This is a genomic window from Rhizobium sp. PK7-22, from assembly GCF_056530405.1.
Genome location: NZ_CP096514.1, coordinates 2,375,310 through 2,400,027 on the forward strand (window position 1 = coordinate 2,375,310; position 24,718 = coordinate 2,400,027).

At 64.6% G+C, this 24,718-nt stretch carries 19 protein-coding genes and 1 pseudogene; 13 read left to right on the top strand and 7 right to left on the bottom strand.

Annotated elements, in window-relative coordinates; translation table 11 throughout:
- The first annotated feature begins 32 nt into the window (after positions 1 to 32).
- Complete coding sequence (locus M1E10_RS16365) at positions 33 to 416, top strand: hypothetical protein (protein WP_499173879.1); 384 nt, start codon at positions 33 to 35, stop codon at positions 414 to 416.
- A complete protein-coding gene (locus tag M1E10_RS16370) occupies positions 413 to 1,201 on the top strand; it encodes a M48 family metalloprotease (RefSeq protein ID WP_499173880.1) in 789 nt (262 codons plus the stop codon). The genes M1E10_RS16365 and M1E10_RS16370 overlap by 4 nt, the downstream gene beginning before the upstream one ends.
- Before the next feature lie 60 nt (positions 1,202 to 1,261).
- Here the strand turns inward: M1E10_RS16370 and M1E10_RS16375 are convergent.
- Both M1E10_RS16375 and uvrB read right to left on the bottom strand, forming a co-directional pair.
- Positions 1,262 to 1,526, bottom strand: a pseudogene (locus M1E10_RS16375) (integrase core domain-containing protein); the annotation flags it as partial.
- A gap of 177 nt (positions 1,527 to 1,703) precedes the next feature.
- Positions 1,704 to 4,946: an excinuclease ABC subunit UvrB gene (gene uvrB / locus M1E10_RS16380; protein ID WP_499173881.1), complete on the bottom strand. Its 3,243-nt coding sequence runs from the start codon at positions 4,944 to 4,946 to the stop codon at positions 1,704 to 1,706.
- A 178-nt stretch (positions 4,947 to 5,124) separates the two neighbouring features.
- Here uvrB and M1E10_RS16385 point away from each other — a divergent pair, with 178 nt between their 5' ends.
- Positions 5,125 to 6,582, top strand: coding sequence for a DUF1800 domain-containing protein (locus M1E10_RS16385; protein ID WP_499173882.1), 1,458 nt, complete (start codon positions 5,125 to 5,127; stop codon positions 6,580 to 6,582).
- Between the two features lie 2 nt (positions 6,583 to 6,584).
- Entirely contained in the window at positions 6,585 to 7,775 is a 1,191-nt protein-coding gene (locus tag M1E10_RS16390) for a DUF1501 domain-containing protein (RefSeq protein ID WP_499173883.1), read from the top strand.
- Positions 7,776 to 7,791: 16 nt separating this feature from the next.
- Here M1E10_RS16390 and M1E10_RS16395 read toward each other — a convergent pair whose 3' ends face one another.
- Positions 7,792 to 8,682, bottom strand: a complete 891-nt coding sequence (locus M1E10_RS16395) for an HNH endonuclease (RefSeq protein WP_499173884.1) — start codon at positions 8,680 to 8,682, stop codon at positions 7,792 to 7,794.
- A gap of 100 nt (positions 8,683 to 8,782) precedes the next feature.
- Here M1E10_RS16395 and M1E10_RS16400 point away from each other — a divergent pair, with 100 nt between their 5' ends.
- Positions 8,783 to 9,838 (top strand): type I restriction endonuclease, encoded by a 1,056-nt coding sequence (locus M1E10_RS16400; protein WP_499173885.1) that lies wholly within the window; start codon positions 8,783 to 8,785, stop codon positions 9,836 to 9,838.
- 114 nt (positions 9,839 to 9,952) lie between these two features.
- Positions 9,953 to 11,347, top strand: a complete 1,395-nt coding sequence (locus tag M1E10_RS16405; protein WP_499173886.1) for an aldehyde dehydrogenase family protein — start codon at positions 9,953 to 9,955, stop codon at positions 11,345 to 11,347.
- Positions 11,348 to 11,354: 7 nt separating this feature from the next.
- Here M1E10_RS16405 and M1E10_RS16410 read toward each other — a convergent pair whose 3' ends face one another.
- Complete coding sequence (locus tag M1E10_RS16410; RefSeq protein WP_499173887.1) at positions 11,355 to 12,218, bottom strand: DMT family transporter; 864 nt, start codon at positions 12,216 to 12,218, stop codon at positions 11,355 to 11,357.
- Positions 12,219 to 12,330: 112 nt separating this feature from the next.
- Between M1E10_RS16410 and M1E10_RS16415 the strand changes: the two genes are divergently transcribed.
- Positions 12,331 to 13,752, top strand: a complete 1,422-nt coding sequence (locus tag M1E10_RS16415; RefSeq protein WP_499173888.1) for an aminotransferase-like domain-containing protein — start codon at positions 12,331 to 12,333, stop codon at positions 13,750 to 13,752.
- A 9-nt stretch (positions 13,753 to 13,761) separates the two neighbouring features.
- Here M1E10_RS16415 and M1E10_RS16420 read toward each other — a convergent pair whose 3' ends face one another.
- From M1E10_RS16420 to M1E10_RS16430, 3 genes are all read right to left on the bottom strand, one after another.
- Complete coding sequence (locus M1E10_RS16420) at positions 13,762 to 15,753, bottom strand: putative bifunctional diguanylate cyclase/phosphodiesterase (RefSeq protein WP_499173889.1); 1,992 nt, start codon at positions 15,751 to 15,753, stop codon at positions 13,762 to 13,764.
- A 99-nt stretch (positions 15,754 to 15,852) separates the two neighbouring features.
- Positions 15,853 to 16,245 (bottom strand): acyl-CoA thioesterase, encoded by a 393-nt coding sequence (locus tag M1E10_RS16425; RefSeq protein ID WP_499173890.1) that lies wholly within the window; start codon positions 16,243 to 16,245, stop codon positions 15,853 to 15,855.
- A gap of 12 nt (positions 16,246 to 16,257) precedes the next feature.
- Positions 16,258 to 17,637, bottom strand: a complete 1,380-nt coding sequence (locus M1E10_RS16430) for a class I SAM-dependent methyltransferase (RefSeq protein WP_499173891.1) — start codon at positions 17,635 to 17,637, stop codon at positions 16,258 to 16,260.
- 271 nt (positions 17,638 to 17,908) lie between these two features.
- Here M1E10_RS16430 and M1E10_RS16435 point away from each other — a divergent pair, with 271 nt between their 5' ends.
- From M1E10_RS16435 to M1E10_RS16460, 6 genes are all read left to right on the top strand, one after another.
- A complete protein-coding gene (locus tag M1E10_RS16435; RefSeq protein ID WP_499173892.1) occupies positions 17,909 to 19,738 on the top strand; it encodes a methyl-accepting chemotaxis protein in 1,830 nt (609 codons plus the stop codon).
- A 117-nt stretch (positions 19,739 to 19,855) separates the two neighbouring features.
- Entirely contained in the window at positions 19,856 to 20,434 is a 579-nt protein-coding gene (locus tag M1E10_RS16440) for an NAD(P)H-dependent oxidoreductase (RefSeq protein ID WP_499173893.1), read from the top strand.
- Between the two features lie 121 nt (positions 20,435 to 20,555).
- Positions 20,556 to 21,851, top strand: a complete 1,296-nt coding sequence (locus tag M1E10_RS16445) for an extensin-like domain-containing protein (RefSeq protein ID WP_499173894.1) — start codon at positions 20,556 to 20,558, stop codon at positions 21,849 to 21,851.
- Between the two features lie 125 nt (positions 21,852 to 21,976).
- Complete coding sequence (locus tag M1E10_RS16450) at positions 21,977 to 22,798, top strand: sulfite exporter TauE/SafE family protein (RefSeq protein ID WP_499173895.1); 822 nt, start codon at positions 21,977 to 21,979, stop codon at positions 22,796 to 22,798.
- Positions 22,799 to 22,921: 123 nt separating this feature from the next.
- Positions 22,922 to 23,848, top strand: a complete 927-nt coding sequence (locus M1E10_RS16455; protein WP_499173896.1) for an ABC transporter ATP-binding protein — start codon at positions 22,922 to 22,924, stop codon at positions 23,846 to 23,848.
- Positions 23,845 to 24,606, top strand: coding sequence for an ABC-2 transporter permease (locus tag M1E10_RS16460; protein ID WP_499173897.1), 762 nt, complete (start codon positions 23,845 to 23,847; stop codon positions 24,604 to 24,606). The genes M1E10_RS16455 and M1E10_RS16460 overlap by 4 nt, the downstream gene beginning before the upstream one ends.
- Positions 24,607 to 24,718 lie beyond the last annotated feature (112 nt).

Consider the following 24,718-nt stretch of genomic DNA (forward strand, 5'->3'; position numbering starts at 1 on the left):
TATTGGGGAATTACATTTGCCGGAGCAAACTAATGAAAAACTCCATTCTCTCGATCCTGCTATTTTTTATTCCTTTAACATCTGCCGCGCAGAATTCCTCGTGTCATCTACTCAAGTACTATGAAGGATTGGCGGCTGAGGAATTTTCGGAAGTTCCAAATGAAGACCCTCCGGGTGTAGACGAATGTTACGTGTACGAGCATGCTTTTTGGTGTGAGTGGTCGATGGAATCCGGCGACAGTGCGAAAGCCGAGTTTCTTTCTTTCGTTCGAGACGCGACCGAGTGCTTTCCCGACGCCGAGGTATCTAGGCTGAGGCCGACTTCCAGAACCTCGTTTATTACCACGCCGAAGGCAGAATTTTACATCAACCTTAGCGGCGACAAAATCAATCTCTCAATCGAGAGAGCACCATGACCTACGGTTTCACCAAACGATCTTTTTTGATTGCTGGGTGTGCAGTTTGTAGTGCAGCACGCCCGAGCATGCTCTCGGCGTGGCCCACATTAAGAGGTGATACTAGTTCGGTTTTCCCAAATGGCGGATGCTCATTGAGGGCGGACGAGGTCAGGCGCCTCTCTACCAGCCTGCATTCGGCCCGTGCGGCAAATCAGGCCGGTGCCGGTAGTGGTAACGTCAACCTAGACCGATTCCTCGGAAAAGCCCTGGTACGGGCAGCTTCTGAGTTAGGCGCTAATCCTGCTTTCGGCTTTTATGACGATAGTGATGGTCCCAACGCGAAAGCCTCGAGTGACGTTGCAGCGCATATCCCCGGAACTTGGGGAACGATCGTGTTCGGGCGCCAATTGTTCGCCGACGAGATGAGCCGACATGATCCGACAGGAATGACAATCTTAGCTATCATTGCCCATGAATTCGGCCATATAATACAGTTCAGGAGCAGCTTGTACGACCAATTGTTAAATGGTCAGGCAACGGTAAAGAGGCTTGAGCTTCATGCGGACGTTATTGCTGGGTTCTATCTAGGAGTTCGTAAGAGACTGAATTCTTCTTTGGCATTCCGAACCGCTGGGGAAGTTTTTCATCGGATCGGCGACACCAACTTCAATAGCCCCAATCATCACGGCACCCCTAAGGAACGGGCCGCAGCCTCGCAATTAGGGTTTACACATGGAGTCGGCGGCACTTCTAGTCTCCAAACAGCTATACAGGCTGGCCTATCCCATGTGCTAAGCCTCTAGGCTCTTGTTTTGGCGTTAGATCGGGTGAGGGCCTACGAACGCATGACCTGAGACTCGATTTTACTCCAGTTTTCTGCAATCAGAGTATCTGATCACGATGGCTGGCTGGTTGTGCAGGTCAATCAGAACGTTATATCCTATCGCCGAGTGAGGACGTTCTTCGTTGTAGTACTTACGCCAAGTCTCGAACTTTTCGGCGGAACCCACAGGGGTCAGGACCAATGGGCGTTCAGGCATTCCGACCTGAGTTGCTGTTGAACGCCTCGATGAAGCCGTCCTCTGTCGGCTTGCCTAGCCGCGAGAAGTCCAGGGTGACGTTGCCGCTCCTACTGCAACCGCGGGCGCTTGCGGCTTTCCCCTCCCCAACCCTCCCCACAAGGGGGAGGGAGTCCGGCTGCGGTTTGCAGCGCCGGCTGGTCCTCCGACCGTCCTAGTGGTTCCCGTCCGCCCCTCATCCGGCTGCCGCCATCGTCTCCCCGCGGCGGAGAGAAGGGACGCGCGCTCACCGCCCCGGCCGGCCCGTCTTGCCCTTCGTCCGCCCCTTGCGGCGCTGCTCGCCGGGATCCTCGTAGGAGCCGATGCCGGTCTTGCCGCGGGCCAGCGGTGTCGAGGCCGGGGCTTTACCCCCCTCTGCCCTGCCGGGCATCTCCCCCTCAAGGGGGGAGATCGACTCGCGGTTAGGGGAACCGCGCTCCGGCTGGCCTTCCAGCAGCGGCGAGACGCGCTTGGCCGGGTCGGCGGGTTTGTCCGGCAGTTTGCCGGTGACCGGCTTTTCGGTGCGGCCGACGGTCATTTCGTCGAGCGTGTTCTTGCGGAACAGGGGGCGCACCATGTCGGTGCCGGGGCCCATGTCGTCGAGGGTGGGTTTGGCGAAGTAGGAGGTTTGTTCTGACGCGCCGTCTCCCGGCCCTTCGCTTTCGCTCCGGGCGTTCGTCGCTGCAATCGATTCACCGGATCGATTGCTCCGCTGCGCAGACCGCTCCTCACCCCCCTCTGTCCTGCCGGACATCTCCCCCACAGGGGGGGAGATCGACTCGGGGTTGGCGCTCGCTCCCTTTGCCTTCTTGCCGCCGGCCGAGGGCAGGGAGTCGCGGGTCGCCTGGGCGTTGCGCTTGACGCCTTCCATGGCCTTGGATTCCTGGCGGGCGATGGGGTCGTCCATGGCGGCGAGTTCGACGGCCTTGAGGCGCTTGATCTCGTCGCGCAGGCGGGCGGCCTTCTCGAAGTCGAGATCGGCGGCGGCATTGCGCATGTCCTTCTCCAGCGCGTTGAGATGCGCCTGGAGGTTGTTGCCGACGAGGTGGCCGCCATCGGCAAAGCCCTTGCCGCCGGCGCCCGAGATGTCGGCGCGGACGTGGTCGCGCTCGTAGACCGAATCGAGGATGTCGGCGATGTTGCGCTTGACCGATTCCGGCGTGATGCCGTGGGCGGTGTTGTATTCCACCTGCTTCTCGCGGCGGCGCGCCGTCTCGTCCATGGCCCGCTGCATCGAGCCGGTGACCTTGTCGGCATAGAGGATGACCTTGCCGTCGACATTGCGCGCGGCGCGGCCGATGGTCTGGATCAGCGAGGTCTCGGAGCGCAGAAAACCCTCCTTGTCGGCGTCGAGGATGGCGACGAAGCCGCATTCGGGGATGTCGAGGCCCTCGCGCAGGAGGTTGATGCCGACCAGCACGTCGAAGGCGCCGAGGCGAAGATCGCGCAGGATCTCGATGCGCTCCAGCGTGTCGATGTCGGAGTGCATGTAGCGGACGCGCACGCCCTGCTCGTGCAGGTATTCGGTAAGGTCCTCCGCCATGCGCTTGGTGAGAACGGTGCAGAGGGTGCGGTAGCCCTTAACGGCGGTCTCGCGGATCTCGCCGAGCACGTCGTCCACCTGGTTCTTGGCGGGGCGCACCTCGACGGGCGGGTCGATGAGGCCGGTGGGGCGGATCACCTGTTCGGCAAACACGCCGCCGGCGGCCTCCATTTCCCAGTTCGCGGGGGTGGCGGAGACGGCGACGGTGAGCGGCCGCATGGCGTCCCACTCCTCGAAGCGCAGCGGCCGGTTGTCCATGCACGACGGCAGGCGGAAGCCGTATTCGGCCAATGTGGCCTTACGTCTGAAGTCGCCGCGGTACATGCCGCCGATCTGCGGGATGGTGACATGGCTCTCGTCGATGAAGATCAGCGCATTGTCGGGGATGTATTCAAACAGCGTCGGCGGCGGCTCGCCGGGGCGCCGGCCGGTGAGATAGCGCGAATAGTTCTCGATGCCGTTGCAGGCGCCGGTCGCCTCCATCATCTCGATGTCGTAGCGGGTGCGCTGCTCCAGCCGCTGCGCCTCGAGCAGGCGGCCGGCGGCCTCGAGCTCGGCGAGGCGGTGGCGCAGCTCCTCCTTGATCGACTTGATGGCGGCGTTCAGCGTCGGGCGCGGCGTGACGTAGTGGGAGTTGGCGTAGATCTTGACGCTCTTCAGGTCGCCGGTCTTCTGGCCGGTCAGCGGGTCGAACTCGGTGATGGAATCGATCTCGTCGCCGAACATGGAGATGCGCCAGGCGGCATCCTCCAGGTGGGCGGGGAAGATCTCGATGCTGTCGCCGCGAACCCGGAACGAGCCGCGCTGGAAGTCCATCTCGCGGCGCTTGTACTGCTGGGCGACGAGGTCGGCGAGCAGCTGGCGCTGGTCGAGGCGGTCGCCGACGGCCATCTGGAAGGTCATCGCCGTATAGGTTTCCACCGAGCCGATACCGTAGATGCAGGAGACCGAGGCGATGATGATGCAGTCGTCGCGCTCGAGGATGGCGCGGGTGGCGGCATGGCGCATGCGGTCGATCTGCTCGTTGATCGATGATTCCTTCTCGATGAAGGTGTCCGAGCGCGGCACATAGGCTTCCGGCTGGTAGTAGTCGTAGTAGGAGACGAAATATTCCACCGCATTGTCGGGGAAGAAGCTCTTGAACTCGGAGTAGAGCTGCGCGGCGAGCGTCTTGTTGGGCGCGAGGATCACGGCGGGGCGCTGCGTCGCCTCGATCACCTTGGCCATGGTGAAGGTCTTGCCGGAGCCGGTGACGCCGAGCAGCACCTGGGAGCGCTCGCCGGAATCGATGCCCTCGACGAGGTCGCGGATGGCGGTCGGCTGGTCGCCGGCGGGCTCGTAGTCGGAGACCATGCGGATGGCGATGCCGCCCTCGGATTTCTCCGGGCGGTGCGGCCGGTGCGGCGTCCACAGCTTGCCGTCCTTGAACAAAGGATTGCCCGATTCGATCAGCTTCGAGAGCGCGTCGACCGTGGCGGTGACAGCGCCGGGGGCCAGGCTGCCGGCATCCTCCAGCGAGATGTCCATGCCGGCGACCGGATTGAGGCCGGCGGCGGCGCGGGTGGCGGGATCCGAGGAGGCGCCGATCGACACGCCGCGCGAGGTCTGCTGCGACGTCGTGTGTTTGGCCGTCGTCGGCGCACCCTTGCGGGCCGGTTTCGGCGCGGACTTGGCGGCCTCCGCGGCGGCCTCGCGGATGGCCTCCTCGCGGGCGGCGATCTCGATCTTCTTGCGATGTTTGCCCGCCTTGGAGGCGATCTCGCGCTGCGTCTCGACGCCCGACGCTTCCGCCTCGCTCTCCAACTGCCGCACCCAGTCGGAGACGGAACCCTCCAGGGCAGCACCCTCGAAGGGCGCCTGCGGCGCTTCGTCGAAGCCCTTGGGGGAGCCCGAGGGAGCGCCGGAACGGGAGGAGGAGGGGGCGGAGGTGCGGGAGGATCTGGCCATGGCCGGAATATGGAGGCAGACGCGGCGAAAGTGAAGGGGTGGCGAGTACAAAAGGGCAACAGAAGGGCGGCGGCGGGGCATGCATTACATCTTGTCCATGTCGCGAAATCGCCACGCTTTCAGGCGCTTTCGACCACATTCCTCCGGGATTCTGGCCTTGACGAATCTGGAGACGACGATGAGCATGTCCCCTCCCACCCTGGCGGCGATCCGCTACGGCTTCGGTCTGCGCCCCGGCGAGGTCCCGCCGCAGGATGCGCAGGCGCTGCAGGCGCAGCTGCCGCCCGCCGCCACGGCCGACCTGCGCTTTCCGCGCGAGGGGATCGCCGGGCGCCGCGAGACGGCGGAGAAGATCCTGGCGCTGCGCCGCGCCGAGGCCAAGGCGACCCAGGCCGGAAAGCCCAACGAGCGATTGCGCCAGCAGACGCAGCAGCAGGCGAACCGCCTCTACCGCGGCGACGCGGTGGCCCGCATCGCCCAGGCGGTGACTTCGCCCTATGGCTTCCACGAGCGGCTGGCGAGCTTCTGGACCGATCATTTCGCCGTCAATGCCGACAAGAACCTGCAGATGTTCATGCTGGCGGCGCTGCACGAGGCCGAAGCGATCCGCCCGCACCTCGCCGGGCCTTTCCGCGACCTCCTGAAGGCCGCCGTGCTGCATCCGGCCATGCTCTTCTACCTCGACCAGAACCGCTCCGTCGGCCCCGGCTCGGTCGCCGGGCGGCGCAGCGGCCGGGGCCTCAACGAGAACCTCGGCCGCGAGCTGATCGAGCTGCACACGCTGGGCGCCGGCAGCGGCTATGGCCAGGCGGACGTGCGCGCCGCGGCCCTGATCCTCACCGGCGTCGGCATCGAGGCGCCGCGCCTCGACATCGGCTACCGGCCGCAGCGGGCCGAACCGGGCGCCTTCACCCTGCTTGGCCGCAGCTATGGTGGCGAGGGCCGCAGCGAGGCCGACCATCGGGCGATGATTGACGATCTCGCCGACCATCCGGCCACCGCCCGCCACATCTGCCAAAAGCTCGCCGGCCACTTCCTCGCCGACGTGCCGCCGCCCGAGGTGGTGGAACCCATGGTGGCGGCCTGGACGGCCAGCGACGGCGACCTGACGGCGGTCTACCGCGCCATGCTGGAGCAGCCGCGCGCCTGGCAGGTCGGCGGCGCCAAGATCAAGCGGCCCTTCGACTTCGTGGTCTCGGGCCTGCGCGCGCTCGGCATGCCGGAGCCGCAGTTCGAGGCGATGATCGAAGCCGCCATGCCGCAGCCGGACGACGAGGACGAGGCGCCTTCGCGGCCGAAGAAGAACACGCCGCGCCACCGCAGGCCCGGTTTTGCCCGCACCATGACGATCTGGGCGCTGCAGCGCATGGGCCAGCCGGTCTGGCGGCCGACGAGCCCGGCGGGCTTTGCCGACGCCGCCGCCTCCTGGCTGACGCCGAGCCAGCTTGCCGAGCGCATCGCCTGGGCCCGCACGGCGGCGCAATGGCTGGCGACGGACCGCGAGCCGGCCGACTTGTTGGCCGACGCGCTCGGAGACGCCGCCCGCGAAGACACCATCCGCATCGTCGGCCAGGCGCCGAACCGCGTCCATGGGCTGGCCATGGTGCTGGCCGCGCCGGAGTTCAACAGGAGATGAGCATGGATTTCCCGAAGCTTTCGATGTCGCGCCGCGGCTTCCTCGTCTCCGCCTGCTGCGCCGCAGCCTCCCCGATACTGACGCCGGCAAGCTTTGCCGCCGTGCCCGGCGACAACCGCTTCGTGACGATCATCCTGCGCGGCGCCATGGACGGGCTCGACCTCGTGCAGCCCTATGCCGACCCGCTGTTTGCAAAGCTTCGGCCGCGCCTGGCGCTGACACCGGACCAGGGCCTCATCGACCTCGACGGCCGCTTCGGCCTGCATCCGGCAGCAAGCTCGCTGATGCCGCTCTGGTCGGCGGGCGAGCTCTCCTTCGTGCAGGCGGTCTCGACGCCCTACCGCGACGAGCGCAGCCATTTCGACGGCCAGGACGCGCTGGAGACCGGCACGCTGCAAAAAGGCGCGCTGCAGGGGAATGCGCGCAGCGGCTGGCTGAACCGCGCGCTGGCGCATATGCCGCGCCAGAACGAGCGCCGGGCGATCGACATCAACACCTCCATGGACCTGATCCTGATGGGCCCCAACCGGGCCGAGGCCTGGGCGCCGCAATCGGACCTTGCCATGGCCGAGGACGAGATCCGCTTCCTGGAGCGCCTCTATGCCGGCGACGAGCACTTTGCCAGGGTGATGGCCGAGGCGCGCGACACGGACCTGCTGGCCGACGCCGTGCAGGGTAGGGAAAAGCGCGGCGAGGGCATCGCCGACATGGCGCGGCTGGCCGCCGGCCTGCTCACGCAGGAATACCGGATCGCCAGTTTTTCCATCAACGGCTGGGACACCCACGTGGACCAGCGGCCGCAGTTTGCCCGCGCCGTCACCGATCTGTCGCTGGCGATCAACACCCTGAAGGAGGGGCTGGGGCCGCAGGTCTGGGGCAAGACCGTGGTGCTGGTGATCACCGAATTCGGCCGCACGGCGCGCGAGAACGGCTCCGGCGGCACCGACCACGGCACCGGCGGTGCCGCACTTCTGGCCGGCGGCGGCATCCCCGGCGGCCGCATTCTCGGCCGCTGGCCGGGGCTTGCCGAAGACCAGCTGCTGGACGGCCGCGACCTGATGCCGACCGGCGACGTCCGCGAACTCGCCGCCGCCATGCTCTACCGCCAGTTCGACATTGCGCCGGACCGTCTGACGGCGGATGTATTTCCGGGGCTCAGTTTTGACAAGGGCTCGGGGTATTTGCGGGGGTAGGGGGGGCGAGTTGCTGTCAGACCTTGAAGACGTTGTCCCTGTGCCAGCTCAGATACCTTGAATGCGGTCGAAAACGGGCCTCTGCAGGCACTCGTGCCATAAGATCCGGTGTTAGCAGATGCGTTACGTCCTCATTGAGATGACGTGAGCGAAGAATCGTATAGTCGTCGCCCAGCGACAGGAGGCCGCGGTCAAACATCCAATGAACCGTTCCGGATAAAGCTAGGCCGTTCTGCACTGAATCGTTGCCTCCACGCTCCACAGGAATGATATGTGCGGCTTCCACCTCGGGCCTGCCGCCGCCATTGATCAGGCGTAAGCCACTGAATGCGCACGTGCGGTCATATACTTTGCGGATGTGCTGCCGAAATTTCGCATCCCTGAAGGGCCGGCTGATCGTTTGCAGAATTATGGGGCGTTCGAAACTCTCAGCATCGTAAGGTGACTGCGGCGCCTCCTCCACATGAAGGAGTGATTGATTTTCCAGTCGGTCTGGCCATTCGTCTGGCTTGCCAAGACCGGCGGTGACGATTGCGGCAAACTCTTTCTCCTCGATGATGCGAACCGCTTGTACGCTGCGGCCCGGGTTGATTGCCTGACCGGGCCCAACCAGCTTAGTCTCAAATCCGCCCCCGTCGAGGTAGTCCACCGGGTCGTCGAAATCCAAGTACTCGTCAAAATAGGCGTAGAAGTGGTCCGCTTTCTCAAGGTCAGGCTCGATCGACCTAACGCGTGCGACGCCCGAGTAGTACCTGCTGCGCATCTGAGAAAGAGGACCATAGTAGACGATCCAGTCACCGATAGTCTGACGGACACGAGAGAGATAGCTTTTCGGGAAGTGGTATCGGACCCCCGTCACATCGTTGTAGTTGCTGTTCACCTTGTGGTAGAAGATGCCCTTAGCCATTTGGTCCCCATGTGTATACTCACCGCTCGATCATTGTATTTTAGTTGACCTGAGCGCCGTAAGTCACCAACCTACGCGAGTAACGGGTAAGGGGGAACACATGAGCACGATCGAAGAAAGTCTTCGCGCTATAGCGGAGCGTGTGAAATCACACAGCAGCACTATGGCAACCGAAGAAGCGGTCAAGACTGCTGTGGTGTTGCCGTTTCTGCGGTCACTTGGCTACGATGTGTTCGATCCTACGGAAGTGGTGCCTGAGTTCACCGCTGATGCAGTTGGGAAGAAGGGCGAGAAAGTAGACTACGCCATCAAAATCGGTGGCGAGATCCTCATTCTCATCGAGTGCAAGCCGATATCGGTTGCACTTGAGAGAAAGCACCTTGATCAGTTGTATCGCTACTTCAGCGTGACAAACGCAAAGTTTGCGATCCTGACCAACGGCCGTACCTTCAACTTCTACACCGATCTGGACGCGCCGAATAAACTGGATAGCCGGCCGTTTTTTGTTTTCGACGTCACAGATTTCAACAGCGGGATAGTGGCTGAACTCAGGAAGTTCGAGAAGGGCACCTTTGATGTCTCGGCCATTCTGGCTACCGCGGAGAGGCTGAAGTACACCTCTGGCGCCAAACAGGTCATAGCTAAGCTCATTGAAGAACCTACGGATGAGTTCGTACGGCTGGTTTCAAGCGGTGTTTACGAAGGCCGAATGACCTCTCAGGTGCGTGAGATGTTCACGGGCATCGTGAGAGCCGCTTTTCGTGAAGTGATTATGGACAACATCAAAAGCCGTCTTTCGAGTGCTCTTGCCGACACAGAAGAAGTGATTGAGAAGATCGATACTCCGTCCGAGGACGAACCCGATGTCGTTACCACAGAGGAAGAACGTGAAGGCTTCATGATCGTAAGGGCGATTGTAAGAGACACGATAGTTCCAAAGCGCGTCGTAATAAGAGATCAAAAGACCTACTGCGGGATATTGATCGACAACAACAATCGGAAACCGCTTGCGAGGCTCTGGTTCAATCGCTCTGTGAAATACATCGGGTTGTTCGACGGCGAGACGGAAGAGCGATTGATCATCGACAGCCTGGATCAAATCTATGACTTCTCTGACCGCCTGCGCGCTACTGCAAAGCGCTACGTCGAAGCATAGAGCCGCCAAACCCAAACGACTACTTGGTTGTCTCGCATGCATGACGCCGTTCCCCACCTTGCGCCCCCGGCCGCGCAGCGCATAAGGTTCCCGCCGCAACGAGAGCCCCCATCCATGTCCCATCCCGTCGAAACCCTGGTCCTCCGGCAGAAGCAGAGTGCCGTCGGGCGGCGGGGGGCGTTCGGGCTGGAGGAGCGGCGCAGTGCCCTGGCGCATCTGCGGCAAACCATCGAGCGGCGCGAGCGCGATATCTTCGCCGCCCTGATGCGCGATTTTGGCAAGCCGGAGCCTGAGGTGATCCTGACCGAGATCCTGCCGGTGCTGCAGGAGATCCGCCACACCATGCGGCATCTGAAGGGCTGGATGCGCGAGCGGCGGGTGGCGCCGACGCTCTCGACGCTTGGCACGTCGGCGCGCATCCGTCCCGAGCCGCGCGGCGTCTGCCTGATCATCGCGCCCTGGAACTATCCCTTCAACCTGGCGCTTTCGCCGCTCGTCTCGGCGCTGGCGGCCGGCAACAGCGCGGTGGTGAAGCCCTCGGAGATGACGCCGGCGACCTCGCGGGTGATCGCCGAGATCATCGAGCAGACCTTTCCGCCCGATCTCGTGGCGGTCGTTGAGGGCGGGCGCGAGGTTGCGCAGCGGCTGCTCGAGCAGCCCTTCGACCATATCTTCTTCACCGGCAGCCCGGAGGTCGGCAAACTCGTCATGGCGGCGGCGGCAAAGCACCTCGCGTCGGTGACGTTGGAGCTCGGCGGCAAGTCGCCGACCATCGTCGGGCCGGGGGCGGACGTGGAGAAGGCGGCGCGCTGGATCGCCTTCGGCAAATTCGTCAACGCCGGGCAGACCTGCATCGCCCCCGACCACGTCTTCGTCCACAAAAGCGTCCAGGCCGCCTTCACCGCCGCCTTGCGCAAGACGATCCTGCGCGCCTATGGCGACAACCCGCGCGAGAGCCGCGATTACGCCCGCATCGTCAACGCCCATCACGCCGGGCGGCTGGGTTCGCTGCTGGTCGACGCGGTGGAGAAGGGCGCGCGGGTGAGTTTCGGCGGGGAGGCGGAGGGCAATTTTCTGGCGCCGACGCTGATCGAGGCGATCACGCCGCAGATGCGCATCGACGAGGAGGAGATTTTCGGCCCGATCCTGCCGCTGATCCCCTACGACGGGGTGGACACGGTGATCGCCCGCATCAACGAGAGGCCGAAGCCGCTGGCGCTCTATGTCTTCGACCGGGAGCCGGGGTTTGCCCAGGATGTGATCGCGCGCACATCCTCGGGCGGCGTCGGCGTCAACCTCACGACGCTGCACTACAGCCACCAGGGCCTGCCCTTCGGCGGCGTCAACCATTCGGGGATCGGGGCCGCGCACGGGCACTACGGTTTTCGCGCCTTCAGCCACGAGAAGCCGATTTTGACCGAGCGCTGGTCGCCGGTGCCTTGGGTGTTTGCGCCCTATACGCCACGGGTCATGCGGCTGATCCGCATGGCGCGGCGGTGGCTGGGGTAAGCGGGGCTCACCTGGAAAACCGCTTGGCGCCGGCGACGCAGGCGATCACCGCGAGCGTCACGGCGAGCATGGCGGGGCTGACCGTCTCGCCAAGCAGCGTGGCGGCAAGCGTCAGGCCGAGGAAGGGCTGCAGCAGCTGCAGCTGGCCGACGCCGGCAATGCCGCCCTGGGCCAGGCCCTTGTACCAGAAGACGAAGCCGATCAGCATGCTGAAGACGGAGACATAGGCAAGGCCGAGCCAGGCGGACTGGCCGGCGGCGAGGAGCGTCTGCGGCCAGGTGGCCAGCATGACGAGCGCCATGGCCGGCAGCGCCAGCACCAGCGCCCAGGAGATCACCTGCCAGCCGCCGAGGCGCCGCGACAGCCGCGCCCCCTCCGCATAGCCCAGCCCGCAGACGAGGATGGCGGCAAGCATCAGCATGTCACCTGTGGGTGACGCCGTGATCCCGTCCTTCAGCGCAAAGCCCGCGACCAGCGCGCTGCCGAGGCCGGAGAACAGCCAGAAGGCCGGCTTCGGGCGCTCGGCCCCGCGCAGCACGCCGAAGAGGGCAGTCGAGAGCGGCAAGAGGCCGACGAAGACGATCGAATGGGCGGCCGTCACATGGGTGAGCGCCAGTGCGGTGAGCAGCGGGAAGCCGACGACGACGCCGAGCGCCACCACGGCAAGCGGCAGGAGATCGGCGCGCTGCGGCCGCCGTTCGCGGAAGGCGAGGAGCAGCAGGCCGGCCAGCAGGGCGGCGATCACGGCGCGCGACCCCGTCAAAAACAGGGGGTGAAAATCGATGACCGCCGCCCGCGTCGCCGGCAGCGAGCCGCTGAAGATCAGCACCCCGAGAAACCCGTTGATCCATCCGCGCGTCACCTGGTCCATGCCGTTCCCGTCCTTTTGCCGTCGGCTCGGACCCTAGGCGAGGGAGGATGGATCTCAAAGCGACAATGCAGTACGGTTTCGCCAAACTGTCATGGTGCGGGGAGCAGTACGGATGGATATCTCGACGACGTCCGAAGCGGGCGGCCCGCCGGGCCAGCTGGAGCGGGTGATGGCGGCCATGCGCCGGCGCATCGCCGCCCGCGCTCTGCCGCCGGGCGCGAAACTCCCCTCCATCCGGGGGTGCGCCAGAACCATGGGCGTCTCGACCTCGACGGTGGCGGAGGCCTATGGGCGGCTGGTGGCCGAGGGCGCCGTCCAGTCGCGGCCGGGCTCCGGCTTCTATGTGACGCGCGCACCGCAGCCGCTGGCGCTCGCCGAGATCGGCCCGCGGCTGGAGCGCGCCGTCGATCCCTTCTGGGTGTCGCGGCAGTCGCTGGAGGCGGGGCGCCAGGCGCTGAAGCCCGGCTGCGGCTGGCTGCCGGCGGACTGGATGCCGGAGCAGGATCTGCGGCGGGCGCTGCGCCAGATTGCCCGCGCCGAGACGGCGGTGCTGACCGACTACGGCACGCCGCTCGGCCATGCGCCGCTGCGCCAGCTCCTGTCGCGGCGCATGAGCGAGCAGGGCGTGGTGGCGCAGCCGGCGCAGATCCTGCTGACGGAGAGCGGCACCCAGGCGATCGACATGCTGCTGCGGCTGCTCGTCGAGCCCGGCGACACGGTGCTGGTGGACGACCCCTGCTACTTCAACTTCCTGGCGCTGCTGCGCGCCCACCGGGTCGAGATCGTCGCCGTGCCGATGACGCCCGCCGGCCCCGATGTCGAGGCCTTCGCCGCCGTCGTCGCCACGCACCGCCCGCGGCTCTACATCACCAATGCGGCGATCCACAATCCGACCGGCGCGGTGCTGTCGCCGGCAATCGCCCACCGGCTGCTGGCGCTCTGCGAGGCCGCCGATGTGACGGTGATCGAGGATGACATCTTCGGCGACTTCGAGGAGGAGGCCGCCCCACGGCTCGCCGCGCTGGACGGGCTGCAGCGGGTGATCCGCATCGGCAGCTTCTCCAAGACGCTGACGGCGGCGGCGCGCTGCGGCTATATCGCCGCGAAGCCCGAATGGATCGCGCCGCTGGTGGACCTGAAGATCGCCACCAGCTTCGGCGGCAGCCCCGTCGCGGCGGAGCTGACCCATGCGCTGCTCCGCGACGGCAGCTACCGCCGGCACCTGAACGGCCTGCGCGAACGGCTGGCGCGGGCGACGGCCGAGGTGCGATCGCGGCTCGGGGTCCTCGGCATCCACCCGTGGATCGAGCCGCGCGGCGGCCTCTTCCTCTGGTGCGCGCTGCCGGACGGGATCGATGCGGCGGCGGTGGCGCAACGGGCGATGGTGGAGGATGTCGTGCTGGCGCCCGGCAATGTCTTCAGCGTCTCGCAGACATGCGGATCGCTGATGCGCTTCAACGTCGCGCAAAGCGGCGATCCACGCGTGTTTTCGGTGCTGGCGCGGGCGATGGAAGGAGCCGCGACGGACGGGTGAGCGGTCGGCTCAGGCCGAGAGGACGGGAAGGGCGGGGCCCGGACGGTAGAGCGAAATCCAGTTCTCCAGCGCCTCGACGGGCATCGGCTGGCCGTAGAGATAGCCTTGCGCGTAGCGGCAGCCGAGCATGCGCAGCACCTCGGCGTCGGCCGCCGTCTCGACGCCCTCGACGACGATGTCCATGGAGAGCGCCCGGCCCATGCCGATCAGGGCGGCGACCAGCGCCTGGTTCTGGCGGCTCGTGGCGATGCCGTGGACAAAGCTTCGGTCGATCTTCAGGCGGTCCACGTTCAGGCCGATGAGATAGGCGAGCGAGGAATGACCGACGCCGAAATCGTCCACGGCAAGGCCGAACCCGGCCTGCTCGAGGCGCGCCAGCTCCACGCCGGCGGTGGCCTGATCGAGCGTCGCTTCCTCGGTGATCTCGATTTCCAGCTGTGCAGGCCTGATGCCGGCAACCCGGACGACCTCTTCCAGCATGCGCGACACGGAATAGGTGGAAAACTCGTTCGGCGAGACATTGATGGCGACGCGCAGGTCCGGGAGGCCGAGCGCCGGCAAGCGCCGGACGAGGGCGGCGGCGGAGGTCGCCACATGGCGGGTCAGCTTTTCCGAAGCGTGGATCGTCTTGGCCGCAATTACGATCTCCGGCGGCTGGACGGGGCCGATTTCGGGGTGCGTCCAGCGGATCAGCGCTTCACAGCCGACCACGGAGCCGTCGCTCAGATCCACCTGCGGCTGGAAGAAGACGCGAATCTCGCCAGCGTCGATCGCCGCCTCGAGCGCGATCTCGATCTGCTTCTGGCGGTCGAGCTTGCGTTTGATTTCCGGATTGAAGACGCAGATGCGGCGGCGGCCTTCCTCCTTGGCGGCGTAGAGAGCGATGTCGGCGAAAGCAAACAGGTCCTGCGGGGATGTCGCATGCTCCGGCAGAAGTGCAAGGCCGATACTGGTGCCCATGACGACGGGCCGGTCGCCGAGCATCACCGGCGCGTTGCTGAAGGAGAGGACATCGCAAGCGATCCGTTCGGCGCGTAAGCGGGCATCGGCACCATGGACCAGAACCGCGAATTCGTCGCCGCCAAGGCGAACGGCGAGATCGGACGGGCCGGTGACATCAAGGAGCCGGGAGGCGAAAGCGGACAGGACGAGATCGCCCGCCGCATGCCCCATCGTGTCGTTGATGGACTTGAAGCGGTCGAGGTCGATGATCAGCAGGGCTGCCGGCTGGCCCTCCGAGGCACAGGCGTGAAGGGTCTGCGTGAGGCCGAGGTTGAAGGCGGAGCGATTGCCAAGAGCGGTGAGCGGATCACGGTTCGCCAGGATTTCCAGCTGCTGGTTGGAGGCCTGAATTTCGGCATTGGCTCCCGACAGCGAGCCGGCGAGGGACATGGCCTTCAGGCGATCGCTGTGGCTGGTGATGAAATTGGCCTCGCTGGTGCGGCTGCTGCGAAACATCATGACCATCAGCAGGGCGAGGTCGAATGCGACGATGATCTCGATCGTCGATCCAGCCGCCAGCAGAGAGACAATCCCGGACGCCATCTGCGGTGCGCCGAAGGCAATGGCAACCCTGGAAAAGGCGGGGCTCTGGATCACGGCCCCGGCGCAGATGCCGGCGATGATGAAGATCACGTAGGCCCGGGCGGCGTAACTGTCGCGGGAGGCATCGAGAAAGGGGATCACGGCCCAGAGGCAACCGCTGACAAAGGCAAATCCCACCAGGATCTTCAGCGTCAGCCGGGAGTTGCGCAGGGCAGCGTCAGTGTGCTGGAGCGCGGCAAGGACGCCCAGGCGGACTGCGTTCAATGCAAACACGGCGGCAAGCCAATAGAGGGCGTCCGCAAAAGGATTGTGGATCCAGAGAATGGCAACCGTCGTCAGCGCGATGAAACAGTTGGCCACGAGGGAAATGGTGAGGGACGAGACAACCGAAACCGCCTGCGCCGTCCGGACCTCGGCGGCGATCGTGTCTGTCTCTTCGAGACATATGTCCGCCATTGATTCCACCTGGAGACACTTCCTGCTGCGCGTCTCGCGGTAGTATATAGGCCTCTGCTTATAAGATTGGTTTAACGCAGCGCTTTCGATTTTAAACGATCAGTCTTCCTCGGGCGGTACCGGCATCGAGTGGCCGTCTTCATCGAGCGCCACCATGATGAAGGTCGCCGCGGTCACCATTTCGAGGGTGCGGTAGCGGGCGCGCTGCGCCCAGGCTTCCACCTGGAGCGCGATGGAACTGCGGCCGACACGGGTGATCTCGGTGTAGACGTTCAGCGTGTCGCCGATCTTCACCGGCAGCCGGAAGGCCATTTCCTTGACCGCGGCCGTGACGACACGGCCACGTGCCCGCTCGGCGGCCCGGATGCCGCTGGCAAGGTCCATCTGCGACATCACCCAGCCGCCGAAGATGTCGCCCGCCGGATTGGCGTCGGACGGCATGGCAAGCGTGCGAAGGGTGAGTTCGCCGGTTGGACGCGGATGTTTGGTCATGGCCAAACCTTTCTAGCGAGCGAAGACCTTCAGGTCGGACAGGTGGAGCGCCGTCGAGAGCGGCGAAATGATCGTCACGTAGCGCGCCCGGGTCGGCGGCAGCTCCACCTCGGTCTGCAGAAGCTGGCCTGTGGCGAACGCGTCTCCCGTGGCGAGCTGGAAGGTGTCGCCCTGCGTGTGGTCGCCTCCGGCGGACAGGATGCAGTAAAGCAGACCGGCGCGATCCTGGAAGCCGTCGAGGCGGTTGCCGATCCCGATCCGGGTGATGGTCAGAGCTTCACCGAGATCCACCTTGATGAACTGGTTGAAGCCGAAGGCGGTGTGGAAGAAGAACGGGTTGCCGGGTGCCACCTGTCCCTTGCTGCTCATGCCGGGATAGGCGCTGCTGAGGGCGTAGGTCTTCCCGGCTGCCACCTCCCTGTCGTCTGCTGTACCGGCGCCATCCGGCTGAAGCACGGCCGCAAGCCGGCGCTGCAGGGTGGCGACGCTGCGGGTGACAAACGCCTGCTGATTGAGGATCGCCGGCTCGTTGGGAAACTCGCCCACCATTTCGAGGGTATCCTCGATGATCTTCACTTTCGACTCCAGGGAGCGCGGCCCGTCGAGCCATTCCTCGCCAAGGAACATCGGCGGTTTTCCGGACACATTGCGGCTGACGTCCTGCGGATGCGGCAGCTGCGGCGGGTGGGATACATCCACAGCACGGTCCTTGCGCAGGTAGGTCAGCTCAAGGACGTTCGGGATGCGGATCTCGGTTCCCGGGATCATGAATTCGCCGCAACAGTTGTTCGGATGCGCGTGAACGGGGATGAAGATCTCCGACAGCTTGCGAAAGAACGGCTCCAGAACTTCCCTGAGAATGGCCGCATCCTGGATGGCCCAGAGCGAATGAACCTCAAGCACGATGATGCGAAAGCGCGACAAGGTCTCGGTCGAAGCCGAGAGAAGGTTGCGGTATTCGGCGCCTTCGATGTCGATCTGCAGAAGCAGATCGCCTTCGGGGGTCTCCCTGCCGATCCACTCCGCGAGCTCGATGTTGTCGTCGCCCGGATCCGGGGACAGCCACTTCTTGGCGAAGGTCTGGCGACCCTCGATCAGCGGCGTCTTCAGTTTTTCCACATCGCTCGAATAATCGCACATGTGGCAGTCTATGCCATAGGTCTCGACGACTTTGTCTTCGAAGTACTTGAAGTTGTCGACGCCAGGCGAAAAGCAGGCGGTCATGCCTTCGAGATCATCGGGAAGCAGATAGGACCCGTCCCGGTTGCTGCCGATCCGGATCAACGGCTTTGGCGACGCCTTGGGTTTCAGATGCTCGAAAACTTCAAGCATCGCTGGCAGCGACGAGGCTTCGTTTCCGTCTTCGAACTGATACCCGAAAAAACTCTTCATGCGTCGACCCCGGTTCAAGCAGCCCGTTGCGCCGACGACTCGGTGCAGATGCTGGAAAAGCCAACATACACAGCTTCGAATGCGCCGCAATGTGACCGCCAGCGTGGCATCGGGAGGAGCCCGCCGGGCCGGAAAGCCAGTGCAACGGGGAGTATTGCTGCAACTTTAGTCTAGTCTAACTCGCGCTAAGGGGGTCGGTACCGGGTTTCACCACCCAGTAACTTTCATGGGTTAGAATTAGTGAGACGCTGTCACAATAATGGGGGATAAAATGCAACGTTTGACTATATCGGCGAGAATGTACTGCCTGATCGGATTTGCTCTGCTGATCCTGGGCAGTGCCATGACGTTCAGCCTGTTCCAAAGCTATGCCTCGTCCGAGCAGGAGCGCAAGGCGGGGCTCGATTTCATGGATGATATCGCGATCAGCGTGCTCAAGCAGTACCACGGGATGGAGGTGGCCGGCACGATGTCGCGCGAGCAGGCGCAGGCCGAAGCGATGAAGGCGATCAGCGCCATGCGCTATGCGGGCGGCAGCGGCTATTTCTGGATCAACGACATGCGTCCCTTCATGGTGATGCATCCGATCAAGCCCGAATTGAACGGGACGGACCTGTCGCAGAACAAGGACCCGGACGGCAAATTCCTGTTCGTGGAGTTCGTCAACACCGTCAAGGCCTCGGGAGAGGGCTTCGTCGATTACCACTGGCCGAAGCCCGGCGCCGAGCAGCCGGTCGAGAAGTATTCGCATGTCATCGGCTTCGAGCCCTGGGGCTGGATCGTCGGGACCGGTGTCTATACCGACGACCTGCATGCCATGTTCCTCGACAACATCAAGACCTATGCCGCCATGTTCGGCGCCGGTGCCCTTGTTCTGGTGGGCGGCGCCTTCTTCGTGATCCGGAGCGTTACGGTTCCGCTCGGCAACGTCCGGGATGTGTTGCAGAAGATCGCCGACGGCGAGGCGAAGGTCACCGTCCCGCATACCCGCCAGAAGAACGAGATGGGCGAGATGGCCCGCGGGCTTCTGGTGCTGCGCGATGCCGTCGAAGAGCGGCTGACGCTGCAGGCGCGCGAGAGCGAGCAGCAGCGGGCGCTGTCTGAGGAGCGGTCGACCAACGAACGCGCGCTTTCGGCTGCCACGGAGCGCCAGGGGCGCGCCATGGCGGAACTGGGCCGCGCGCTTGCATCGCTGGCGCAGGGCGATCTCACGATCAACGTCGGAGATCTCGGCGGCGACTATGCAACCATCCGCGACGACTTCAACAATGCGGTCAACTCGCTGCGCCAGACGATCGTCGCGATCACCGAGACGAGCCATGTGGTGCGTGACAGCGCCTCCGACATCAGCGGCGCGACCGGAAACCTGTCGCGGCGCACCGAACAGCAGGCCGCCTCGCTGGAGGAAACGGCGGCGGCGCTCGACGAGATCACCGCGACGGTGAAGACCGCTTCCGAGCGCGCCAACGAGGCGCGCAGCATGGTGGCGGAGACCAAGGACAGCGCCGGACGTTCCGGCGAGATCGTCCGCAATGCCGTCGACGCCATGGGCCGGATCGAGGATTCGTCGAGCAAGATCAGCCAGATCATCTCGGTGATCGACGAGATCGCCTTCCAGACCAACCTGCTGGCGCTGAATGCCGGCGTCGAGGCGGCGCGGGCCGGCGAGGCCGGTCGCGGCTTTGCCGTCGTGGCGCAGGAAGTCCGCGAGCTGGCGCAGCGTTCGGCCAACGCCGCCAAGGAGATCAAGACACTGATCAGCAATTCCGGCCGGGAAGTGGAGAGCGGCGTAGCCCTCGTTCGCTCCACGGGCGAGGCGCTGGTGGAGATCGCTCAGCTCGTCGAGCGGGTCAACGCCCATGTCGAGACGATCGCCACGGCGTCCAGGGAACAGTCGACTGCGTTGCAGGAGATCAATGCCTCCGTCAACCAGATGGACCAGATGACCCAGCAGAATGCGGCCATGGTGGAGGAGACCACTGCGGCCAGCCAGACGCTGGCCGAGCAGAGCCTGCAACTGCAGCATCTGCTCTCCGCCTTCCGGATCGATGGCCAGGCGACGTCGGGCTCCTACGGATCGGCTGGCGCCCGCGCGGCCTGAGCCACCCAGCCTACAGAGACAGGCCCGCCGGCAGCGATGTCGGCGGGCCTCTTGATTCCGGTCAATGGGGCCGGTCGTCGATGCTGCTAGCGTGCTCCAAGGCAAGAGGAGCAGTCGATGATGAGGATCGTGATCATCCAGGGACATCCCGATACGGGCGAGCGGCATTTCTGCCACGCTCTCGCGGACGCCTATGCACGGGGTGCCGAGCGGGCAGGGCACCAGGTCGAGCGGATCGATCTCGGCGGCATGGAGATCCCCTTCCTGACTTCGCAGCAGGAACAGGAGGAGAGCGCCGTCGCGCCGGCCCTGGCGCAGGCGCAGGCCTCCATCAAGGCGGCCGATCACCTCGTCTTCGTCTATCCGCTGTGGCTCGGCGAAATGCCGGCATTGCTGAAAGCGTTTCTGGAGCAGGTGATGCGGCCTGGCTTTGCCTATGACATCCACAAGCCGCCGCTGCGCAACGGGTTGCTGTCCGGCAAGTCCGCCCGGGTGATCATCACCATGGGCATGCCCGCCTGGTTCTACCGGCTCTACTACGGCAGCCACAGCCTGAAGGCGCTGAAGGTCGGCATCCTCCGCTTCGTCGGCATCAGGCCGGTGAGGGCGACGCTGATCGGCATGGTGGCCGCTCCGAAGTTCACCGGTGAGAAATGGCTGGCTCGGGTGGAGACGCTGGGGACGCGTGCGGCCTAGCAGAGACCCCGCCGGTGCCTTCAAGATACCTTGAAGTCGTCATCTTTCAGCAAGTCTTCATTTACCTCGTTCGCATACCCTTGCCGCATGTGCCATTTCGGCACCGAGAGCGGCAACTGGTATGGCGTATGCTTCCCTTTCGCGGCGGGCCCTGGCCTCGCTGATGGTCACGACGATGCTGGTGAGCTGCTCCGCCGAAGGGCTGGTGCCGCAAGCCGGCATCGACGGTGAGACGCGGGTCAGCGCCATCGGCCCGATGTCGCAGCCGTTGGTTTCGCAGCAGACCTACCAGGCGCCGGTCGCTCCCGTTGCGCAGGCAAGCGGCGCCGACTACAGCCAGCCTTATCCTCCCATGACGCCACGGATGCAGACCGCGCCGGTGCAGTCGGGCGCGCTGCCGATGATCGACAGCGACGAGGCGCTCTCGCAGCCCGCATCCGGCGGCAATGTCCTGCGTGTCCCCGACGAGGGGGTCAATATGGACGCTCAGTTCGGTTTCAGCGATCCCGGCGCCGGCGGCGAGGTGATCGGGCTGGCGCAGGAGCAGGATGCGATGATCGCCGAGGGCGCGACACGCCAGCCGGTGGTCGATGGCATCGGGACCGACACCCCCATGGCGCTGGGCGCTTCCGCAGCCGCCGCGCCCGCCCAGAACGATCAGATGATCATGATCCCGCCGAAACGCCAGGGCGAGGGCATGCAGCCCGCGGGCGGCGGCAGCCAGACGATGGTCTGGGGCGACCAGACGCCGGTGGTGGCGCCGACGCGCCTGCCGCCGGAGGAGCCGCAGCAGGTCGCCATGCTGGCGCCGAGCAACCCGATGACCGAGCGCGAACCGATCCGGCCGCGCGCCGTGATGCCGCAATCGGAGGTCAGCTGCCGCGCCGATCTTCGCCGTCTCGGGGTCGAGTTCCGCGACATCCAGAGGATTGCCGACGGCCCGAGCTGCGGCATCGACTATCCCGTGCTGCTCAGCGGCTTTTCCGGCAACATCGACCTGAAGCCGGCGACCAAGCTCAACTGCCAGACGACGCTGGCGCTGGCCAAATGGGTGAAGTTCGAGCTCGCGCCATCCTCGCGCTACCGCTATCTCTCGGGCGTCAAGACCATCGAATCCATGGGCGGCTATTCCTGCCGGCGCATGAACAACAGCCGCCAGAAGCGCAACCCGATGTCGGAACATGCCCGCGGCAATGCTATCGATCTGGGCAAATTCGTGCTGAAGAACGGCAAGCGCATCGACGTGCGCAAGAAGAGCATCTTCGCCTTTCGCGAACGCGGTCTGCTCAACACGGTGCGCGACGACAGCTGCAAATACTTCCACACGGTGCTCGGCCCCGGCAGCAACAAGGAGCACTGGAACCACTTCCACTTCGACCTGCGCTCGCGCAAGTCCGGCTCGCGGTTCTGCGACTAGCAGGCCTGCCACGGGCCGTCGTACCGGGATGCGTCCGAGCCGACTTGTCTGACAAGTGACTTGGTGCCACAAGTCGTGCTCCGCAGTCCCATGCGCGGCCGTTCGGCCGCTTCGAGCGAGCCGCCATGCCCCCGATCTCCGAAATCCTTCCTTTCGTCCTCGCCCTTGCCGCTGCGGGTGTGGTTGCCGGTCTGCTGGCCGGCATGTTCGGCATCGGCGGCGGGGCGATCCTGGTGCCGATCTTCTTCCATGTCTTCGGCCTGCTCGGCGTGCCGGAGGAGGTGCGCATGCACCTGGCGCTCGGGACCTCCCTGGCGATCATCGTGCCGACCTCGCTGCGCTCCTTCATGGCGCATCGCCAGCGCGGCGTGGTGGACATGCAGCTCTTGAAGGGCTGGGCGATCGCCGTGCCGCTCGGCACGCTGCTCGCCGCTGCCGTGGCGGCCAAGGCCTCGAGTACGGAGCTTCGGCTGATCTTTGCCGTCATCGCCCTGGTGCTTGCCTTCCGGATGATCTTCAACCGCGCCAGCTGGCAGCTCGGAACCGACCTGCCGCGCAATCCCTTCAAGTTCCTCGTGGGTGTCGGCATCGGCCTCCTGTCGGGCCTGATGGGGATCGGCGGCGGCGTGCTCAACAACACCTTCATGACCCTCTACGGACGGCCGATCCACCAGGCGGTGGCGACGTCGGCGGGTGTCGGAGTGCTGATCTCGCTGCCCGGGCTGCTCGGCTACCTCTGGGCCGGCTGGGGCGAGGCGGGCCTGCCGCCGTTTTCCACCGGCTATATCAACTGGCTGGCGGTCGCGCTGCTGATCCCGATCACGCTGCTGATGGCGCCCTATGGCGCCCGGCTTGCGCATGCCATGAGCAAGCGGCAGCTGGAGATCGGCTTCGGCATCTTCCTGATCGTCGTCTCGGCGCAGTTCTTCCTCAGCGTCTACAGCTGACCGGGCAGTCTCGCTCACGAAACACCCCGGGACGAAACACAGTGTTTTGATTACGGGGATGGTCTCGCTGCCCACGGCACCTATATTGACGACCTCATCCCCCAAGTCCTTGAAGGTCTCCCCTTGGCGCCCATCGTTTCCATTCGCAATCTCACCAAAGTCTACGGCAACGGCTTCCAGGCGCTGAAAGGCGTCGACCTCGACATCGAGGAGGGCGAGATCCTCGCGCTGCTGGGGCCGAATGGCGCCGGCAAGACCACGCTGATCTCGATCGTCTGCGGCCTCGTCAATCCAAGCGGCGGTCAGGTGCTGGTCGGTGGCAACGACGTGGTCAAGGACTTTCGCAAGACCCGCGCCATGATCGGTCTCGTGCCGCAGGAGCTGACGACCGATCAGTTCGAGACGGTCTGGAACACGGTGACCTTTTCCCGCGGCGTGCATGGCAAGAAGGCCGATCCGGCGCGCATCGAGGCGGTGCTGAGAGACCTGTCGCTCTGGGAAAAGCGCAACAACACGCTGCGCGAACTCTCTGGCGGCATGAAGCGGCGGGTGCTGATCGCCAAGGCGCTGGCGCACGACCCGCGCATCCTCTTCCTCGACGAGCCGACCGCCGGCGTCGACGTGACGCTCAGGCGGGAGATGTGGCAGGTGGTCGAGAAGCTGCGCCAGGATGGCGTGACCATCATCCTCACCACCCACTACATCGAGGAGGCGGAGGAGATCGCTGATCGGGTCGGCGTCATCAACGGCGGCGAATTGCTGCTGGTCGAGGCCAAGACGGCCCTGATGAAGAAGCTCGGCCGCAAAGAACTGCGTCTCGAGTTGACCGAACCCATGACCGCCCTGCCGGAAGCGCTTGCCGGCTACAGCGTCTCGTTGGCCGAGAACGGCGGCGCGCTGATCTACGAATACCAGGGCGAGGGGGAGCAGGGGCGCATCGCCACGCTGCTCGGCGCTCTCACGGCACAGGGAATAGAGTTCCGCGATCTGTCGACGCGGCAGAGTTCGCTCGAGGACATCTTCGTCGAGCTGGTGGAGAAAAAGGCATGAACTTCGAAGCCGTAAAAGCAATCTACCTGTTCGAAATGGCGCGCATGCGCCGCACGCTCCTGCAGAGCGTCGTTTCGCCGGTGATCACCACCTCGCTCTACTTCATCGTCTTCGGCACCGCGATCGGCTCGCGCATCGAGGAAATCGACGGCATCTCCTACGGCGCCTTCATCACCCCGGGCCTGATCATGCTGACGCTGTTGACGCAGTGCATCGCCAACGGCTCGATCGGGATCTATTTCCCGAAGTTCACCGGGACGATCTACGAGATCCTGTCGGCGCCGGTGGCGATGACCGAAATACTGCTCGGCTATGTCGGCGCGGCGGCGAGCAAGGGGCTGATCATCGGCCTGATCATCCTGGGCACGGCGTCCTTCTTCGTCGATATCTCGATCGCCCACCCCGTGATGATGCTGGTCTTCCTGGTGCTGACGGCCATCACCTTCAGCCTTGCCGGTTTCATCATCGGCATCTGGGCGAAGAATTTCGAGCAGCTCAACATCATGCCGATGCTGGTGGTGCCGCCTTTGACCTTCCTCGGCGGGAGCTTCTACTCGATCGACATGCTGCCGCCCTTCTGGCAGACGGTCAGCCACTTCAACCCGGTGCTCTACCTGGTCAGCGGCTTCCGCTGGAGCTTCTACGAGATTGCCGACGTGAACCCGGTGATCAGCCTTGCCATGATCGGTCTTTTCCTGGTGGTCTGCCTGTCGTTGATCGCCTGGATCTTCCGCACCGGCTACCGGCTGCGCAACTAGTCTCACATTTCTCCGCAGGAATGTTAGCAAACGTACCCTTGGCCTCTTTCCCGCAACAAGCTGCTAAATTATAGTTTCATTAACATTACGGATGCCGTGATTTGCGGCGACG

Bases quoted from the DNA above. Each gene is read 5' to 3' on its own strand.
- M1E10_RS16365 (WP_499173879.1), top strand. From the start codon at position 33: ATGAAAAACTCCATTCTCTCGATCCTGCTATTTTTTATTCCTTTAACA.
- M1E10_RS16370 (WP_499173880.1), top strand. From the start codon at position 413: ATGACCTACGGTTTCACCAAACGATCTTTTTTGATTGCTGGGTGTGCA.
- uvrB (WP_499173881.1), bottom strand. From the start codon at position 4,946: ATGGCCAGATCCTCCCGCACCTCCGCCCCCTCCTCCTCCCGTTCCGGC.
- M1E10_RS16385 (WP_499173882.1), top strand. From the start codon at position 5,125: ATGAGCATGTCCCCTCCCACCCTGGCGGCGATCCGCTACGGCTTCGGT.
- M1E10_RS16390 (WP_499173883.1), top strand. From the start codon at position 6,585: ATGGATTTCCCGAAGCTTTCGATGTCGCGCCGCGGCTTCCTCGTCTCC.
- M1E10_RS16395 (WP_499173884.1), bottom strand. From the start codon at position 8,682: ATGGCTAAGGGCATCTTCTACCACAAGGTGAACAGCAACTACAACGAT.
- M1E10_RS16400 (WP_499173885.1), top strand. From the start codon at position 8,783: ATGAGCACGATCGAAGAAAGTCTTCGCGCTATAGCGGAGCGTGTGAAA.
- M1E10_RS16405 (WP_499173886.1), top strand. From the start codon at position 9,953: ATGTCCCATCCCGTCGAAACCCTGGTCCTCCGGCAGAAGCAGAGTGCC.
- M1E10_RS16410 (WP_499173887.1), bottom strand. From the start codon at position 12,218: ATGGACCAGGTGACGCGCGGATGGATCAACGGGTTTCTCGGGGTGCTG.
- M1E10_RS16415 (WP_499173888.1), top strand. From the start codon at position 12,331: ATGGATATCTCGACGACGTCCGAAGCGGGCGGCCCGCCGGGCCAGCTG.
- M1E10_RS16420 (WP_499173889.1), bottom strand. From the start codon at position 15,753: ATGGCGGACATATGTCTCGAAGAGACAGACACGATCGCCGCCGAGGTC.
- M1E10_RS16425 (WP_499173890.1), bottom strand. From the start codon at position 16,245: ATGACCAAACATCCGCGTCCAACCGGCGAACTCACCCTTCGCACGCTT.
- M1E10_RS16430 (WP_499173891.1), bottom strand. From the start codon at position 17,637: ATGAAGAGTTTTTTCGGGTATCAGTTCGAAGACGGAAACGAAGCCTCG.
- M1E10_RS16435 (WP_499173892.1), top strand. From the start codon at position 17,909: ATGCAACGTTTGACTATATCGGCGAGAATGTACTGCCTGATCGGATTT.
- M1E10_RS16440 (WP_499173893.1), top strand. From the start codon at position 19,856: ATGATGAGGATCGTGATCATCCAGGGACATCCCGATACGGGCGAGCGG.
- M1E10_RS16445 (WP_499173894.1), top strand. From the start codon at position 20,556: ATGGCGTATGCTTCCCTTTCGCGGCGGGCCCTGGCCTCGCTGATGGTC.
- M1E10_RS16450 (WP_499173895.1), top strand. From the start codon at position 21,977: ATGCCCCCGATCTCCGAAATCCTTCCTTTCGTCCTCGCCCTTGCCGCT.
- M1E10_RS16460 (WP_499173897.1), top strand. From the start codon at position 23,845: ATGAACTTCGAAGCCGTAAAAGCAATCTACCTGTTCGAAATGGCGCGC.